The organism is Bacillus sp. FSL K6-1006, assembly GCF_038593175.1.
In the GTDB taxonomy this organism is placed as follows: Bacteria; Bacillota; Bacilli; order Bacillales; family Bacillaceae; genus Bacillus; species Bacillus safensis.
Genome location: NZ_CP151970.1, coordinates 2,388,902 through 2,405,760 on the forward strand (window position 1 = coordinate 2,388,902; position 16,859 = coordinate 2,405,760).

A 16,859-nucleotide genomic window follows, 5' to 3' on the forward strand; every position below is an offset into this window, starting at 1 on the left:
CCTCATATCATCTTGATAGCCCAAGATTTTGGTGCTATATATGGTGAGGAGATTGTGTGTATAGTTAAATTCTCATCTAATCCATCGAAATTTAATTGTAGTTCTAGCCCAGAGACAGCAAAATCATCTTCTAACAGCGCTAAGCCTGTATACTTGTTCGTTACTGGATTTCGAATTAATTGGAATACTTCACCAATCAGTTTGCCTTCAACAATGATTTTTCCATTTGTAGATAGTTGATGGTCTGAGGTTAAATGGAAACCAACTAGACGTCTACTTACTTTTTTCTTTTTTAATGCTAAAAGCATTTCTTTTCCTAAGAATTCCTCCTTGTCAAAATGAACCATCCATTCTAAACTAGCTTCAAATACATTTAGCCCATTTATATCTCGTTTTGTATTAGGCTGTCTGACTTCTAGCATTGCTAGTTCAACAACTTCCATATCAATTTTTAATGGCCGGATATCACCAAATTCAAGTGAGAGAATAAAATCCTCCAACTGAAATTTTGCCGATGATGCGTCAAAAGCAATGACTTTATAGCCATATTCTCCTGTTACACCTGTTCTAGCAAAAATAATGTGATTGTCACTCCACTTTGTTTCAAAGAACGTCTGGAAAGGCAAGGAAGAAATATCTGTGTCGATCAATTCTTGTCCCACTTTCCAAGCATAAGGACCTTCAAACGCCAATACAGCTGTTGAAGTTGAAATGTCCTCTAGTTGTATGGAACCTTCTAAATGGTTCTCAATATGGCGAAGTACAGTGTCACGTTTAAATGGAGATGTTTCAATTAACATATAATCCTCTTGTTTATAAATAGTAAGAACATCAACAATGTTCGCGTTTTCGTCTAAAATTAGTGTAAAAACTGTTCTTTCACTATCCATAAATTCTAAATCGACAGTTACTAAACTATTTACAAATTCCTCATGATCTTCTCCACTTATCTTAAATACCCCCACTTCATTTAATTCAAATAAAGCAACAGATTCTCTTAAAGCTTGATATTCCTTATCTATTCTTTTCATAATGTAACCTTCTTTACTAATTATTTTTGAATGAAATACAGCATATCTTTTGCATTTGGTGTATTTTTAATTAAATTTACGTATACTTCTTGTTTTTCGATAAACTCATGTTTTGTCTTTTCACAATAAAGTAGATTGTGTATTTTTAAACCCGCCTCTTTTATATCAAAAATCTCTACTGTTTCCAGGACTTCTAATATAGGATTTTTATCAAATAAATCTTTCAATTCATTTATCCAGCCATTAGGAAATGTGATAAATGGATAAATTCCATCAGGCAAAACCTTTAACCATTTATCCATAATTTTCAAAAGATTGTTTTTTTTCCAAGAAGATGGTAAAACAGGCCGTTTCTGTTCATCAAGAAAGACTTTTGTATTAATTAAACTAAGAACTGGCACAGATCCAACCAATGATTTTGCCATAGTAGCTGAGGTAATATTATCTGTGACGAACAAGTCGCATGATAGTAACAAATCGTCATAATCCTCTAAATCTAAAAAAGGTAATGGAATAAAAGTAACCTTCTCATTGAGATTAATAGGAATAAAATTGTTGTCCGGTGACACTCCTACAATCACAATCTTAGATTTGATTGCTTTTACAGATAAATACTCTGTCAATAACTCTTGAATGAAGAATTCATAATTATAAGTACTTTTCATATGACTGCCTGTCTCCATCAGTTTCATCTTTACTAATAAATTTGCCCAAGCAGATTTAGAAAGCATAATTAACTTATCTTCATTATATAGGCATTGGTATTTTCTTCTTGTTTTTTCCCTAACTTGTTTATTGATTTTTAAGTCTTGTGGATATAAGGAAACAGGGAAAATTCGTTCGTCTCTCAGGTTCGGGTTATTAACTGGACACGTCCTAATAATTTTCATTTGATTTGGAACACTTCTCACAATATTTTGTTGTTTCTGTGCAGCCTTCTTTTTAGAAGAATGTGCAAACAATTGATTCTTTAATATTTTTTCATTTGGTCCAAAGCTAAGAGAGTCAATAGTTGCAACTGGAATATTGAGTTCTAATATTTTATCCAAATCTATTAAGGGCGATTCTATATCTAAATTATGATAGTCTGCAATAATGATTGCTTTAGCCTTTATAGTTTCTGCTGTATCTTTCACGATATGAGATTGTAGTGTTTTTCTTGGTAAAGCTTTCGCTTTCATATTTGCATTTAGCACATAATTGATATGGTTTTGACTTGTTAAGAAAAAAGTTTTGATTCCCCCTTCTTCCAATTGTTTAGCTAAAGTTACTGCATTATGAAGTTCACCAATACTAAATTGACTTGGGGCAATGAATAAAACACTCATACTATATCTCCTGACTGATCAAATATTTTTTTGAGTCTTCCAAACAATTGCTAAAAGCTACCATAAAGCCATCTTTTAATACATGTCTCGATAGTAAGAGGATAATTTCGATTTGCCTTTCTCCCCATTCATATAAAGTAATTTTGCAGTCTTTATTTTCCGACCATATAGTTACAAAACACCCCTGTTTGATTTCTAATATAATATTGGATGTGTTTAGATATGTCTTTCCTTTTTTTCCTGTTATTTTGTAACTTTTTTGTTCAAAATCTTCAGTATAATGAATATAGCTTTTTCCGCTCCATACATTCCATACAGAATGGAAGGCGAGTTGCTCATTATTTATATAATTGGAGGAGAGTTCACCCTTCACTTTTAATAAAGGACTTCCTGAACATATCAAATATTGAACTTGAAAGTCTGTAGATGCACATTCAACACCCTCCCAAATAAAACCTCGATGATCTTGTATGTTTAATGGACGATGCTCAAATTTACGATGTGAACCAACATCAAAAATCAGTCCACGGTTTAGCGTCATCGGTCCCTCAATCAAATGTGGAAAGATTCCCAATGGTACTAAAAAATGCTGCCCCCAACTCTTTAAATTTGGGAAGTTTGATTTCAATAATTTACTCTCTAACATTCTTAAGCTTGTAATTGAAGCCTGAAATGCAGGCACAATTTCTACTTGAATTTCTTCATTATAAAATTTATATATCTCTATATCTCTTTTTTGCTGAATTGATTGTTTCATCAATTTCTCTTCATTATAAACAACAAGACTAAATCGCTTTTTCCTAACAAATTGAGAAGTATCTTGCTCAAATACTATTTCTCCACAAATGATACTTTCTTCTCCATTTATTGATGCCGGAAACGTAAGTAACAAAGTTTGTCCCCCTGCTAAGTCGATCTGTCTGACTTCTTGATAATCAATAGATGGTATAGAAAGGGTCAGTGTTCCATGTTTTGGCGAGAGAAGAAAGTTTTTTAAACTCAGCTTTAAGTTTACGTCCTTTCCCCTTTGAACAATCGTAGTATGCATCTGCATATCGACCGATTCAACTAATGAGAATGTCATATCATTAGAATTATAAAGTGCTCGATACTTCTGTAATATATGATTAATTCCCTTTGTGCTTAATCGGAAATAATGAGTACTTATAGGTCGTAAAATACGATCTATTTTCTTTATCCACATTTTTTTAAAAAATAAAGGGAGAATGGAGAGTTTCTTCTTAAATTGACTAAATTCTCTTTTTTGTTCAAAAGACAATGAAGGCATCCAACTCAATCCATAATTAATACTTTTCACTTGACCTTCCCACATAAATCCAATGGATATTTCATTCGTTTCAAAAACAGACCAGGGCATAGAGTAACTTATCGGATTTGTTGGTAAGTCCATATCTTTCTTAAATTCATAGTCATGTATCAGAAAAGGGAAAGATTCCTCAATTTGTTTTTCTTTTAAAATGCCCTCTTTTAATGGGATATACATAGTACTTCCCTGCATTAAACACCAAGGATTTAATTTGATAGTTCCTGATTCTAAAAGATAATCATCAACCTTAATAACTTCTTCACTTTTTAAGGTGATTTTTCTAATAAGTATAATTTTATCCTGTTTTTTTTCAGCAAGATAAATTTCATTTCTCTTACTAACAAATACGTCTATGTCCTTTTTCTTGTACTCTCTCAGACCATTCTTATACGGCGTATTGATATCGGGCCATGCTTCAATCAATACATCTCTGTTTAAAAGTTTATGAAAGCATTTGAGCGTTCCTGAATGCTTATCAATTTTTAATTGCAGATCTATATTCTCTAAAATGATAAAATCTTCATTATCTTTACATATAACTCCAAATGGATCTATCACATGTATGTGATGAGTTTCCTTTAATAAGAGTTTCTGATTATTTTTAGCTGTCACTTTAACTTTATAGTTCCCTTTTTTATAAGTAGGAAGGGGTAATGTTAAATTTTCAGTCGCGTTTGGTGCAATATTAACTATCTTCCTTTCTTCCTTACCTGTTTTATTCACTAAGTCAATTTTGACACTAGTCGTAACCTGTTGATTATTTTTAACCAACAGAATAGAATTTTTATATAATTCTGTTTCCACTAAAACATCATCATGCATTTTTAATTCCAAACGATCTTTTAAATATATTCCATATTCAAAATCAAAAGAACAGGGGCCAAATTTTATGTTTGTTTGTAATCCCTTTTTTGAATAATTCCCAACAACAACTGGTATTTCAATATAAATTTTCTCTCCTTGTTTCACAAGAAAACGTCTTTTTTGAAATAGAAACTTATTTCTTTCTTGAAATTGAGCTTTCAAATGAACTAAAATGGTTTGGGTTAATTTATTTTCAAATTCGTATACTAGGGTTACTCGCTGTCCTACGATTACATGCTGTCCTTCTCTTATATACTGTTGAAACATAAATCTTTTATCTTCAAATTTTGCAACCTTATTACTTAACACATCCACCCAACAACTAATAACTTCTTCTCCAAAGTTCATTCGATACTCAGCTGCTTCCATTCCATTCAACTGAATAGTATCAATATTCGAGGAACGGAAATTTTTTGATACCTCAAGCCCTTTCCAGCCTTTTTCCATGATATTTTGATCCAATTTCTCCACTTTATAGCTATCTTTTAAATATGAAATAATATAGGGAAGATAGCTTTTAAGACATAAATATCCGTCGTAGTCTACTTGATTAGAACGGGATCGAATAAAGCCAACTCTTTTGTATAGGGGTAGAGCATTTACATTATTAGGATCCACCTCCACTTCAATTGTTTCAAATCCTTTTTCCACTAACATTTGTATGGATGTTGAGAAAAATAGTGCTGGTAAAGGACCATTGCGAAAACCATCAGCTATCACAAATTTACTTCCCCAAACGCTGCTTTCGGATGCAGATCTTTGTCCACTCATTTTCGAAAAAAGCATTGTTCCAATGATTTGCTGGTCATATACAACACACAAATATAAAATAATGTCCACTTCTTCTATCATTTGTTTCATATTTTTTTCATTTAACAAGTACCCATGATTGACAGGGCCATATTTTAACCTATTATAAAAATCAGCTAATTCTCTAGCATCATGTACAGTACATTCACGAATATGGAATTTTTTATTATTATTCATAATTTATCCCTTTGTAGGATTAAGTGTCTCTGGCTTTTGTGATACAGTTAATACGCCCTTTGCCACACATGTCTTATCTACGTAAGCCTCTACTCTCACCTTTGACATCACTTGATATGTACGTTCTATATGAACCTTCAATCTTAATTGGTCACCTGGTACAACGGGTTTTAGAAATTTTAAGTCCTTAATGCCAACAAGGTAGCCAACACGATGTGAAATATCAGTAGTAGCATTTAATTCGATTGAAGCTGCCACCTCATTCAGGGTCTCTTCGGAATATTTTAAAATGCCTGTACAATATACAACTGCTGTAGCTTGAGCCATTGCTTCGACAATCAATACGCCTGGCATGATTGACTCATTTGGGAAATGCCCCTCAAAATATGGTTCAGAGATTGTAACATTTTTAATCCCTATGCCTTTTATGCCTGGGGTTAATTCAACGACCTTATCGAGCATGAGAAAAGGCCAGCGATGCGGTAATAGTTTTTTAATTTCATTCACATCTAATATTCGATTCAAGCTTTTTCACTCTCCATATTTTCTTCAATATAATCGGCTAACTTGTTCACCGAGCTAAAAACTTCTATATTATCATCGAAAACTGTCACCCCAAACTCATCTTCAATAACCACAAATAATTCTAGTGCATCAATGGAGTCTAGCCCTAAACCTCTGCCAAATATGGGCTGGTCATCTGTAATAATGGAAGGATCTATTTCTAAATCTAATTTTTCAACAAGTAATTCTTTTATTTTATCTGTAAGCTCTCTTCTGTTTTTTGCTTTTTCTTTTGTCTCTACATAATTAAGCAAACTAATCATCCCTTTATTTAAATTTTATCCGTTTATTAGACCACCATCTATTATGAAAACTTTCCCAGTGATATATTCAGATAATTGCGAAGCCAAAAATGTCACAAGATTTGCGACTTCTTCCGGTCTTCCTAGACGTTTAAGCGGTATAAGTTCTAGCATCTTATTAAGAGTTTTTTGATCCATTTTTTTGGTCATTTGGGTTTCAATAAATCCTGGTGCAACAACATTTGCTCGAATATTATATTGTGCGACTTCTAGTGCTAAACTTTTTGTAAATGCGATAATCCCCCCTTTAGAAGCAGAATAATTTGTCTGTCCAATAGCACCTGAGATACCACTCGTGGAAGCTATATTAATGATCGTTCCTTGTTTCTTTAAAATCATTTGCTTCACAGCTTCTCGACAACATAAATAAGTACCCTTCAAATTTACTTGGATTACCTCATCAAACTTTTTGCTACTCATAATCGGGAGAAAACCATCTTTTGTAATACCACTGTTGTTTATTAGAATATCTATTTTCCCAAACTCTTTTTTGATTGCTGAAAACAATCTTTTAACATCTTGCTCCTCACTTACATCCGCCTGATAAATAGATGCTTTGCCTCCACTTTCAATAATCTCATTTCTAATGTTTTCTGCACTTTCTTTGTTATTTTTATATGTTAAAATTACAGTAGCCTTCTCTCGAGCTAATGATTCCGTAATTGCCTTTCCTATCCCTCCAGAAGCACCTGTAATAACGGCCACCTTTTCTTCAAACATTAAACTGTCCCCTCTTTCCTTTTTTTTACGATTTTTTTATATGCCATAAATGAATCAGTCGGTAAAAACTTAGGCTTCATTTGAAAGGATCTTGCTAAACCTGTCAACGTTTTTTTTGGACCTACTTCGATGATATTTTTTAGGTGTAATGATATTAATTGTTCAACTGTTGCACTCCAAAATACGGTGTCTGTACATTGTTTGATTAGATCTTTCCTAATCTCTTCTACTTCAGTACTAGGCAAAGAAGTATTATTAAGAATAATCGGAATTATCGGTGTATTGAATCGGAATTTTTTAATATAATCGCTAAAATTTATCTGTGCTTCGGCCATTAAATTTGAATGAAAAGCATGACTGACTTTTAGAAAATTAGCTTTTACACCTTTCTTAAATTCAAGTTCCTGATAAATTTTGTTAATTTTTCCTTCAAGTCCAGATATTACTGCTTGAAGTGGTGAATTGATAGCTGCAATGTCTACTCCTAGCTTTTTAGCATCGATAAGTATTTCCTGTAAAATTTCACTTTGCGAACTAACGATTGCTAACATTTTTCCTCTTTCTGTCGTATTTTTCATAAAAACGCCTCTTTTATGTACTAATTGAACAGCTTCTGAAAATGTGAGAGCTTTTGCAGTAACTAGTGCTGAAAATTGCCCAACACTATGTCCTGTGGTTATGTCTGGACTAATTCCCTCTAGTTCTAAAAGTCGCTGAATGCCTACACTATGTAATAAGATAGCTGGTTGAGCAATATCTGTAGAAGTCAATTCCAGTTCGCTACCATTAAAGCAAATCTTTTTGAAGTCAATATGTAATTGATCAGCAGCTTCTTCAAAAAGCTGATTAAAAATATGTGGATATCTCACATAGAAGTCCTTCATCATGCCAATATATTGTGACCCTTGCCCCGGAAAAATAAATGCAGTATCCATTTTCAACTCCTCAAAAAAGTTTTTATTTTATTATCAATATCTTTAGGTATTTTCAACAATAAACCTATATCTTTGTCGAGAAATACATGTTGAGTTTTTCCTTGCACAAGTAAAACTTTCCCTCTTTTACGCCGTACTTTATAATGAAAAATGAGCATCGGCTTATTCGATAATTCAAGTGCTGTTTCAACTAATATCGTATCTCCAAATTTGGCAGACTGCTTATATCGACACTCTAAATCAATAACTGGTAACGTAAGCACTTGATGTAGTCTTTGAAAATCCACTCCTGCGACGTGAGCTAATTCAATTCTACCGATCTCAAACCAATTCAAATAATGGGAATGATGAACAATCCCCATTGAGTCACATTCAACATAACGAACAATAATTTCAGAAGTTACCCATTTCATGTCTCTTCATCACACCTATAATGATTATTTCCTATTAAAATCACATTAGAAATAGTAATTTTATCAGAATGACAGACTTCATTATTCCATTAATCCCATTTAATTCTTTATTATCCATTTACTAATTATCATATCGGTTCAAAATAGATAAATTAAACCATTTTTGTGTAAAAATATTATTTTTTTTGAAGAAAAAACCTATAATCATCTTAAATGTTTTTTTATATTTAATAATTTAATATTTAGGTATAATAGATCTTTTCTTTCTATTATCTTCTTCCTTCAAGTTTTTCTTGTGAATTATGGATCAAATTATACATTTGCTCAGGATAAAATATTTTAAAATAATGATTAAAATACTTATTTCCATAAGAAGCTCTTATTATAATTTTTGAACAAAATCATTGTTTTGAGGAGATTTAGATTAATTAGATTAAATATAATTAGAATTACACTACTGAAGAATAGAAAACGAGGGTAAATAGGGAACATCATAAATTGTACTGTTTTTAATATACGTATTTTTAGAAAAGAAAAGGCCTTATGACTTGTCATAGTCATAAGGTCTTTTCTTTTAATCTATTTACGTTAATTGTATCGAGAAAGCATCCCGTGCGGGTCAATGACGGTCGCATTGACGGCTTTGGCGATCTGTGCTCTGCCGCTTTAAATGGATTTCATTAGACTGCGATGATATTGCATTACAGGGGTTTGAACTGTCACAAAGGTATGAGCTTTCGCCCAGCCAAGTCCAATTCGCACTTTCAGAGAACCGACTTTTGCATCGGCATCCACTGCTCATGGATCTTCTGTTACGTAAAGCCCTGGAATTCCAAGCTTGCCGCCAACTTTGGTAATATCCATAATCGTATTTAAAACAGTTGCTGGTGCTTCTACCTGGTCTCCATGACCTGGAGCTTCTTGCCTGTTCCAACCTCTGCTCATTGCCAAATGAAAATATCAATCGTTTTGCAGTGCTACGCAGCAAACGACATTAAGCGCTGAATATCCTTCTCCTGTTTCACATCCGTTTTAATGAAATAAACTTCATAGGACTCTTTTCTCAGTTGCTCCTCCAAACGCTTTCCCTTTTCTTCATCTATATCCGCAAGCACCACACGCGCCCCTTCTTTTGCATAACCGCAGGCGATCGCTTCACCAATACCATTGGCTGCGCCTGTGATGATGACGGTTTTATGTTGAAAATTCATCATTCATCCAATCCTTTCTCCATGAGATGTTGTCGTCTATCATATCATTTTGAGGAATCTCGGCACAAAGCTGAATTTGTATGACTAGATCAACTGATCAAAGAGGATCACCTGCTTCGTAAAATTGAGCAGTAATTGATTTTTCATTTATCGTAGATAAAGTAAAAACATATTATAGCGAAATCAGAGGTCCTCCATCTCTTGATTTGTTGTTATTTAGAGTCTAATTGAATATATAAAATGATTAAGATTTAGGAAGTAGGATGTTGTTCTTGACCCATTTCCATTTCATTCGTTTTTTTAACGTCTTTACTTTCAAAGAATAACAAAAGCAACTGACTCGAAACATTTTCGTTTAATCTTCAGTTAAACGACCATTTTGCCAAAGCTGTTGATAATACGGATGAGTTTTTTGTAATTCTTCATGTGTGCCTTGACCTGACAAGCGTCCGTCTTCAAAGACAAGGATTTGGTCTGCACTTGTAATCGTGGATAACCGATGGGCGATAATGATGGTCATCCGGTTTTTCGTTAACGCTTGAAGAGCAAGCTGCACTTCACGCTCTGATTCGTTATCTAAGTTCGATGTCGCCTCATCAAGTAATAGGATTCTCGGATTTCGTAAAATCGCACGAGCAATCGCAATACGCTGTTTTTGACCACCCGAAAGCTTAATACCTCCTTCACCAACCTCTGTATCGAGGCGTTTATCCAGCTGCATGACAAAATCATAGGCATAGGCTGCTTTTAATGCGGCAAGTACCTCTTGTTCACTTGCTCCATTCGTCCCGTACATGACGTTGTCACGAATCGTTCCGTTTAATAACGGTGCATTTTGACTTACATAGCCAAACAGCCCACGCCACTCTGTTAAATTAAATTGCTCAATGTTTTCTTTGCCATACAGTATCGCACCTGATGACACGTCATAAAAACGTTCAATAAGGGAGAACATGGTCGTTTTCCCGCCACCACTTCGGCTGACAAAGGCCGTTGTTTCATTTGGCTTTAACGTAAACGTCATACCTTTTAACACGTACTTTTCGTTGTACTTAAACGACACATTTTCAAAAAGAATCGGCTGTGACGCAGCAGTTACCGGTTTACCGTCTTGGACTTCACGCTTCTCATCTAGAGCCTCGACAATACGCTCTGTTGCGCCAAGTGTTTTTTGTAAATCAGTAAAGAATGTCGCCATTTGTGTAAATGGCATAATAATTTGTACTAAATAAATCATGATTGCCACAAGCTCGCCAGAACTAATGGCACCTGAAGCAACCTGTGAACCGCCATACCCAAAAATCGCAATGATCACAACCATCATGAGCAGCGTCATAAGTGGTGAAAGAATCGCAACAATTTTTGCTTCTTTTAATCCGTACTTGTACAGCTGCTGAATTTGCTTTTCTCCGCCTGCTAGCTCTTGCTGCTCTGTTTGCGAAGCTTTCACAAGGCGAATGTTTGTTAAAATTCTCCCTAATCGTCCGCCAAATCCTGCCAACTCATCTTGATTGGCTTTCGAAATCGCGTACATTTTTTCTCCTAACGGATACGTCACAAAAATTGTGAGTGGTACGGCGATCAGTAGCAGCAGCGTCATTTTCCAGTCAATCCATAGTAAAACAACGATTGCACCGAGTATCGCGAAAAGCCCCGATACAAACGATACGAGCTTTTCCGTTACAAACTCCTTTACGACGTTTGTATCCTGCGTAATTCGACTCATCGTTTCGCCAGATTCATGTGCATCGTAATATGTTAATCGTAAATGCAGCATATGCGCCCATACTTCTGTTCGTAAATTCGCGACAATTCCTTCACCTAAACGACGCATCATATAAAATGTAACCGCACTAAGCATCGCCTGTACAATTAAAACACCAATGACTGGTAAGAGTGACGTTAATGCAAAACCAGTATCTGAAATTTGGTTAATAAGCTTCATTGTGAGTAGTGGCACAGCAAGTCCTGCTGCCACCTCTACGATACTTATAAAAAATAAAAGAACTAATTGACTATTCGCCATTTGACTGCGCTTCATCAAAATCCAAAGCTGTGAGATTTTCCCTTGCATTATGATTCACTGCTCACTTTCGTCATGACCTTTTCAAAACGGAAAAACTCATACTCTTCATCCGATTCCGGCTCTTTGCCTTCAACATTAGGTCCGGGGTTGCCTTGGTGATAAAACTCAACAATTTTAAAGCCGCATTTATTCACGTAAAAATGAATATTACGCTTTTCAAAATATGGTGTGTGCAGCTCCCAAACCTTCGTCTCTGGGAACGCTGCTTCTATCGCTTCCCACATTTTAGTTCCAAGACCTTTGCCATGTGCATTTGCCCTTGTATACAGGAAGTCCACTTCGTTTCGCTGGGTTTCGTTATTCATTTTCAATACGACACCACCAATTCTTTCGGCGTTTAGTAAAAGTTGACGTACAACCGATTCTTTAGCAGTAAGTGAATGATTGAAATCTTCCTCAGACGGGATTGGTCCCATTTCTGCCGGATCTTCCGCATCTGTAAAACGATCTTGTAACCCTTTCGTAAATGCCTCTTGTAATTCTGCCTTAAATGCTGCTAGCTCGCCCTGCGGTACAGGTGCTAACGTCATTTGTTGATTTAGTTTTGTCATTTCTAAACAAACCCTTTCTTTTAAACTGATTAAAATATTCGACCAACTGTTAAAAATAGCTCACTATAATGGCCTAGACTCCGTATTTTCGAATCCAACCTTCCGCCTTATTACTCCATTTCATTGAGAAACCCAACCATTTACCAAGCCAAGTTAGTAGTGCTCGAATGTTAGGTCATGTTAAGTTCACAAGAAATAGTGTAAAGTATGGAGTAACTCTAGAGTAAAGAAAGAAATAAAAAATATATTCGAAGAAATAATTATCAGCTAAACCTCTTATGTAAAGCGACGAGAAAATAGGTTGGTCGGTACCAACGGAGAAACTTTACGAGCAATCTACGCCATTTTTTTAAAAAACTTGGGATTAAAATACGGTATTGTGTATGCAAAAGGAGATGACTTAAATGAGTAGTCTGGAGATGTGAGCTGACTATTTGTCGCCTATATGACCGTCAGCAAGAATGAAACCAGCTGGGTTCTATGAGATTATTTATCATCAAGGACCTTATGAAGAAACCTTAGAAAGTATCTCTTTCGTTGATATGTATTGTATATTCAATGTGAATTCCACAAAAAAGAGCCGTCCCATTTATGGAGCGGCTCTTTATTGTTAAACATTTATCGAGAAACCAATACCATTTGCTGCGCCTGTGATGATGACGGTTTTCCCTTTAAAATGTAGCATATGATTAATTTCTACCAATGACTCGTATGAATGATTTACTTTTACCCTTTCCTGAAAAGAGCAATCCAGTCATCCACCTCTATTGATTCTATCTGATCCTCTGTCATGTTCAATCTATAATATTGCTTTATTTTCTCGTTAGCATCTAACATGTATTTTGTAACGATCTCTTCTTCCTTTAAAGTTTTCGTTGTTCGCTTGACCCATTCTTGAAAAGGGTAACGTTTTTTTCGTTCCATTGATCTTACTTCTTTTATTCCCTCTTTATAAAACAATTCCCGCCATTGTTCTGTAGATAGACAGGACACATGACTTGGGTCTCTCAATCTTTCCAGCTCATTGATAAATAGTGCAAGCTCTTCATCATTTGGCGAAACATTATCAATAAAGAAAAACAGACCATTTGACTTTAATACGCGAGATGCCTCTTTGGCAAACTGTTCAGGGTGCGGGAAATGGTGTGCTGCAATTCGGCATGTGACCATATCAAATGTGCCATCTAAAAAAGGAAGGCTTTCTGCATCCGCTACTACATAAAAAATTTGTGGATACGCTTTTAAATGAAGTGATGTATGAGAAAGCATCTCTTTTGTTAAATCCGTCGCAAACACTTGATTCACATATGGAGCCAGTGCTTTTGCGGTATGCCCGCCACCAGTTGCTATATCGAGTACGACCCAGCTCTGTTCTGGGGCTGCCCATTCAACAATTAGATCAAGGTCTGCTCCCTTTGCGTGAGTTTGACTCGTCACATACTTTTCTGCATTTCTTCCAAATTGTTCTACTACTCTTCTTTTGGCCTGATCTGAATTCATCTAATTCCTCCCCTTTGAAATGGATTTGTATATTCTATGTGATTTTCCACAATAAAGAGCCGTCCCATTTTATTGAGCGGCTCCTTTCATGTTAAAAATTATCGAGAAAGCATCCCGTGCGGGTCAATGACAAATTTCTTCGCCACACCCGAATCAAAGTCACTATATCCTTTAGGGGCTTGATCAAGGTCAATGACGGTCGCATTGACGGCTTTAGCGATCTGTGCTCTGCCGCTTAAAATGGATTTCATTAGACTGCGATGATATTGCATAACAGGGGTTTGACCTGTCACAAAGGTATGAGCTTTCGCCCAGCCAAGTCCAATTCGCACTTTCAGAGAACCGACTTTTGCATCGGCATCCACTGCTCCTGGATCTTCTGTGACATAAAGCCCTGGAATTCCAAGCTTGCCGCCAACTTTAGTAATATCCATAATCGTATTTAAAACAGTTGCTGGTGCTTCTCCCTGGTCTCCATGACCCGAAGCTTCAAAGCCGACACAATCGACGGCACAATCAACTTCTGGCTCCCCTAAAATATTCGTAATTTGTTCGCCGATTCGATCATGTTTTCGTAGATTGATCGTCTCACAGCCGAAGCTTCTTGCCTGTTCCAGTCTTTGCTCATTCAGATCTCCAACAATCACAGCAGATGCGCCAAGAAGCTGAGCCGAATGTGCTGCTGCAAGACCTACCGGCCCAGCACCTGCAATATATACGGTCGAACCAGGCTTTACTCCAGCCGTATAAGCACCATGAAAACCTGTCGGGAAAATATCGGAAAGCATCGTGAGATCTAGTATTTTTTCCATCGCTTGATCTTTGTCTGGAAATTTGAGAAGCTGAAAATCTGCATATGGAACCATGACATACTCGGATTGGCCGCCAACCCATCCGCCCATATCTACATATCCATAGGCAGAGCCTGGGCGGTCCGGGTTTACATTTAAGCACACATGGGTTTTTTGTTCCTTACACATGACGCAGCGTCCGCAGGCAATATTAAACGGAACGGACACGAGGTCCCCTTTTTGAATAAACTCCACATCTCGCCCAACTTCCACGACTTCACCCGTAATTTCATGACCAAGGACAAGCCCTTCAGGTGCAGTCGTACGCCCTCTCACCATGTGCTGATCACTTCCGCAAATATTCGTCGTCACTACTTTTAAAATGACGCCATGCTCACATTTACGCCCCACATTGGCTTTAGGTACACCCGGGCCGTCTTTTAAGACCAAATCAGGGTATCCAATATCCTCAACTGCTACTTTTCCTGCTCCTTTATAAACGACACCTTTGTTTCCCGACATGATTTCATTCCTCCCTTTTGTTTAAAATGAAGTCTCTACAATTTTCTCTATTTCTTAAGCAATTTCCTTCTTCAAACAGCACATTATGTGAAAAAGAAGGAGGCACATGTCTATGTGAGAAAGAAAAATGTGTCTTCCAGCGAAATAAAAAAGAAAATATTGAAAAAAAAGCTAAACTTTTGCAGAACGGTGTCGATATAAGAAATAAGCCAGACAGGTATCCTTAATCGACAAACAAATTCCTTATATATACTATCATTCCTTACACACCTGGCTGGCGCCTATATCACATACAAAAGGCTCTTCTGATGAAGAGCCTTTTTTTATTGCAGGCAAAGAGGCTCCTCTGACGAAGAGCCTCTTTTTTGAGTGCTTGTTCATTACCTGGGAAATATTTTCATCATTTTAAGGCTTTGATACAGATGTATGTATCATAGTGATAAACCGAGACTTCTCTAAAGTGATATGCTGAAAACAGACGGCTGATCTCTTCTTCACTGTACGATGAAAAAGATGTTGACCGTTTTTGTTCGTTGATCAGCTCCTGCTTTTGGAAGGATAAAAATACTTCTCCATCCACTTGAAGGACGCGGTACACTTCCTTCATGACTTGCTCAATATCCTTCAAGTAATAGATCGTCTGCACCGTAAATAATTTATTGAATGATCTGTCTTCAAAAGGTAATTGCTCAGCCTTACCAAGCGTAATAACGGCTTTGTCCTGTTCCGCAAGCTTCTTATGTTTTCTTTTTGCATATTTAATCATATGACGAGAGGCATCCACTCCATATACTTTTCCGCGGTCAAGTTTTTCAGCTACCTTTGATAAGGTGATGCCTCTTCCAGTCCCAATTTCTAAAATTCGGTCATTTTCTTGTATATTTAAGAGTTGAAGCGTCCATTCATTGATATTATGATGATTTTTTTCCATATAGCGGGCAACCCATTTTGAGAACAAGCCTTTTGGTTCCCTCATTTGTTTTCCAATCCAGCTTTGAATCAATGTTAACACCTGCTTTTCACCAGTAAATAAACTATTTACAAATTTTCTTACTTTTCATATCGGCTCTCACCTAACAAAAATTAAGACCTAGTCCTAATTTATTTGTCTTTTATAAGACGCTCCTTTTCAGAAAATGTTTCGCAGAAAGTGAAAATTATTTTTTAACCTGAATAGGCGTTTTCATTATTTGTGCTCAGATTGATTTCGTTTTCTGCATGAGCTGCATAATTTATAAATGTATCTTGATTAGATAAAGGTGGTGCTAGATTATGGGCTTTGGCGGTTATTCTGGAGGCTACTGCGGTGGCTACGGTGGCGGTTTTGCAGGCGGATTCGCATTGCTTGTTGTACTGTTCATTTTGTTGATCATCATTGGTGCAAGCTGGATTTGCTAACGTAAAAGGAGCAGGAAACGTCATGGTTTCCTGCTCCTTTTCTTTAATACCAATAAGTCCGGTACTGATACATATAACGTCTGAGCATTTCCTCTTGCTCTCTTTGCATGCGGTATGGATTGCCGTATCCGTGCTTTAAGGAATGCGGAATAGATGCATACCCGTGCCCCACAGACGGAAATCTCATATATGGTGACATCGACATTCATAGATCACCTCACAATCACCTTTTACGGTATCATATGTGCAGGTGATCAATGTGGAGCGTGTCTAAACCTGGTCCTTCTCCATCGTATAACAATCAAGCATGGCTAGCATCATAAACATGT

15 protein-coding genes and 3 pseudogenes are annotated in these 16,859 nt (G+C 36.2%); 2 read left to right on the forward strand and 16 right to left on the reverse strand.

All coding sequences use genetic code 11. The annotated features are described in order from the left end of the window. Positions 1 to 2: 2 nt before the first annotated feature. The 10 genes and pseudogenes from NSS65_RS12385 to NSS65_RS12430 all read right to left on the reverse strand — a co-directional run bounded on the left by NSS65_RS12385 (position 3) and on the right by NSS65_RS12430 (position 9,682). The gene (locus tag NSS65_RS12385; RefSeq protein WP_081338909.1) at positions 3 to 1,031 is read right to left on the reverse strand and encodes an aminomethyltransferase family protein; all 1,029 of its coding nucleotides are present in this window, start codon (positions 1,029 to 1,031) and stop codon (positions 3 to 5) included. Between the two features lie 20 nt (positions 1,032 to 1,051). Next, positions 1,052 to 2,359, reverse strand: a complete 1,308-nt coding sequence (locus tag NSS65_RS12390; RefSeq protein WP_070326464.1) for a DUF6365 family protein — start codon at positions 2,357 to 2,359, stop codon at positions 1,052 to 1,054. A 1-nt stretch (position 2,360) separates the two neighbouring features. Beyond that, a complete protein-coding gene (locus NSS65_RS12395) occupies positions 2,361 to 5,537 on the reverse strand; it encodes a hypothetical protein (RefSeq protein ID WP_070326463.1) in 3,177 nt (1,058 codons plus the stop codon). 3 nt (positions 5,538 to 5,540) lie between these two features. Further along, positions 5,541 to 6,062 (reverse strand): 3-hydroxyacyl-ACP dehydratase FabZ, encoded by a 522-nt coding sequence (fabZ, locus tag NSS65_RS12400; RefSeq protein ID WP_081338908.1) that lies wholly within the window; start codon positions 6,060 to 6,062, stop codon positions 5,541 to 5,543. After that, entirely contained in the window at positions 6,059 to 6,355 is a 297-nt protein-coding gene (locus tag NSS65_RS12405) for a phosphopantetheine-binding protein (RefSeq protein ID WP_170825866.1), read from the reverse strand. The genes fabZ and NSS65_RS12405 overlap by 4 nt, the downstream gene beginning before the upstream one ends. Positions 6,356 to 6,379: 24 nt before the next feature. Then, positions 6,380 to 7,123, reverse strand: coding sequence for a 3-oxoacyl-[acyl-carrier-protein] reductase (gene fabG, locus NSS65_RS12410; RefSeq protein ID WP_070326461.1), 744 nt, complete (start codon positions 7,121 to 7,123; stop codon positions 6,380 to 6,382). After that, positions 7,123 to 8,058: an ACP S-malonyltransferase gene (locus tag NSS65_RS12415; protein ID WP_070326460.1), complete on the reverse strand. Its 936-nt coding sequence runs from the start codon at positions 8,056 to 8,058 to the stop codon at positions 7,123 to 7,125. Before NSS65_RS12415 ends, fabG begins: the two co-directional genes overlap by 1 nt. Before the next feature lie 2 nt (positions 8,059 to 8,060). Then, positions 8,061 to 8,471, reverse strand: a complete 411-nt coding sequence (locus NSS65_RS12420) for an acyl-CoA thioesterase (RefSeq protein ID WP_070326459.1) — start codon at positions 8,469 to 8,471, stop codon at positions 8,061 to 8,063. Between the two features lie 669 nt (positions 8,472 to 9,140). Beyond that, a pseudogene (locus NSS65_RS12425) lies at positions 9,141 to 9,392 on the reverse strand (formaldehyde dehydrogenase, glutathione-independent); the annotation flags it as partial. A gap of 56 nt (positions 9,393 to 9,448) precedes the next feature. After that, positions 9,449 to 9,682 carry an SDR family NAD(P)-dependent oxidoreductase gene (locus tag NSS65_RS12430; RefSeq protein ID WP_326254156.1) on the reverse strand — a complete coding sequence of 78 codons (234 nt, stop codon included), beginning with the start codon at positions 9,680 to 9,682 and terminating at the stop codon, positions 9,449 to 9,451. Positions 9,683 to 9,703: 21 nt separating this feature from the next. On the opposite strand from NSS65_RS12430, the pseudogene NSS65_RS12435 reads away from it, so the two are divergent. Next, positions 9,704 to 9,900: pseudogene (locus NSS65_RS12435) on the forward strand (IS5/IS1182 family transposase); the annotation flags it as partial. Positions 9,901 to 10,037: 137 nt separating this feature from the next. Here the strand turns inward: NSS65_RS12435 and NSS65_RS12440 are convergent. From NSS65_RS12440 to NSS65_RS12460, 5 genes are all read right to left on the reverse strand, one after another. Next, positions 10,038 to 11,756 (reverse strand): ABC transporter ATP-binding protein, encoded by a 1,719-nt coding sequence (locus tag NSS65_RS12440; protein WP_046311874.1) that lies wholly within the window; start codon positions 11,754 to 11,756, stop codon positions 10,038 to 10,040. Then, on the reverse strand, positions 11,756 to 12,319 hold the full coding sequence (locus tag NSS65_RS12445; protein WP_268480941.1) for a GNAT family N-acetyltransferase: 564 nt from the start codon (positions 12,317 to 12,319) through the stop codon (positions 11,756 to 11,758). The genes NSS65_RS12440 and NSS65_RS12445 overlap by 1 nt, the downstream gene beginning before the upstream one ends. A 726-nt stretch (positions 12,320 to 13,045) precedes the next feature. Then, positions 13,046 to 13,819, reverse strand: coding sequence for a class I SAM-dependent methyltransferase (locus tag NSS65_RS12450; protein ID WP_268480944.1), 774 nt, complete (start codon positions 13,817 to 13,819; stop codon positions 13,046 to 13,048). 98 nt (positions 13,820 to 13,917) lie between these two features. Beyond that, entirely contained in the window at positions 13,918 to 15,132 is a 1,215-nt protein-coding gene (gene fdhA, locus NSS65_RS12455; RefSeq protein ID WP_024423097.1) for a formaldehyde dehydrogenase, glutathione-independent, read from the reverse strand. Positions 15,133 to 15,532: 400 nt separating this feature from the next. Continuing rightward, the gene (locus tag NSS65_RS12460) at positions 15,533 to 16,135 is read right to left on the reverse strand and encodes a class I SAM-dependent methyltransferase (RefSeq protein ID WP_034279979.1); all 603 of its coding nucleotides are present in this window, start codon (positions 16,133 to 16,135) and stop codon (positions 15,533 to 15,535) included. 320 nt (positions 16,136 to 16,455) lie between these two features. On the opposite strand from NSS65_RS12460, the pseudogene NSS65_RS12465 reads away from it, so the two are divergent. Beyond that, a pseudogene (locus tag NSS65_RS12465) lies at positions 16,456 to 16,530 on the forward strand (YjcZ family sporulation protein); the annotation flags it as partial. Positions 16,531 to 16,573: 43 nt separating this feature from the next. Here NSS65_RS12465 and NSS65_RS12470 read toward each other — a convergent pair. Beyond that, complete coding sequence (locus NSS65_RS12470) at positions 16,574 to 16,729, reverse strand: hypothetical protein (RefSeq protein ID WP_223251019.1); 156 nt, start codon at positions 16,727 to 16,729, stop codon at positions 16,574 to 16,576. Positions 16,730 to 16,859 lie beyond the last annotated feature (130 nt).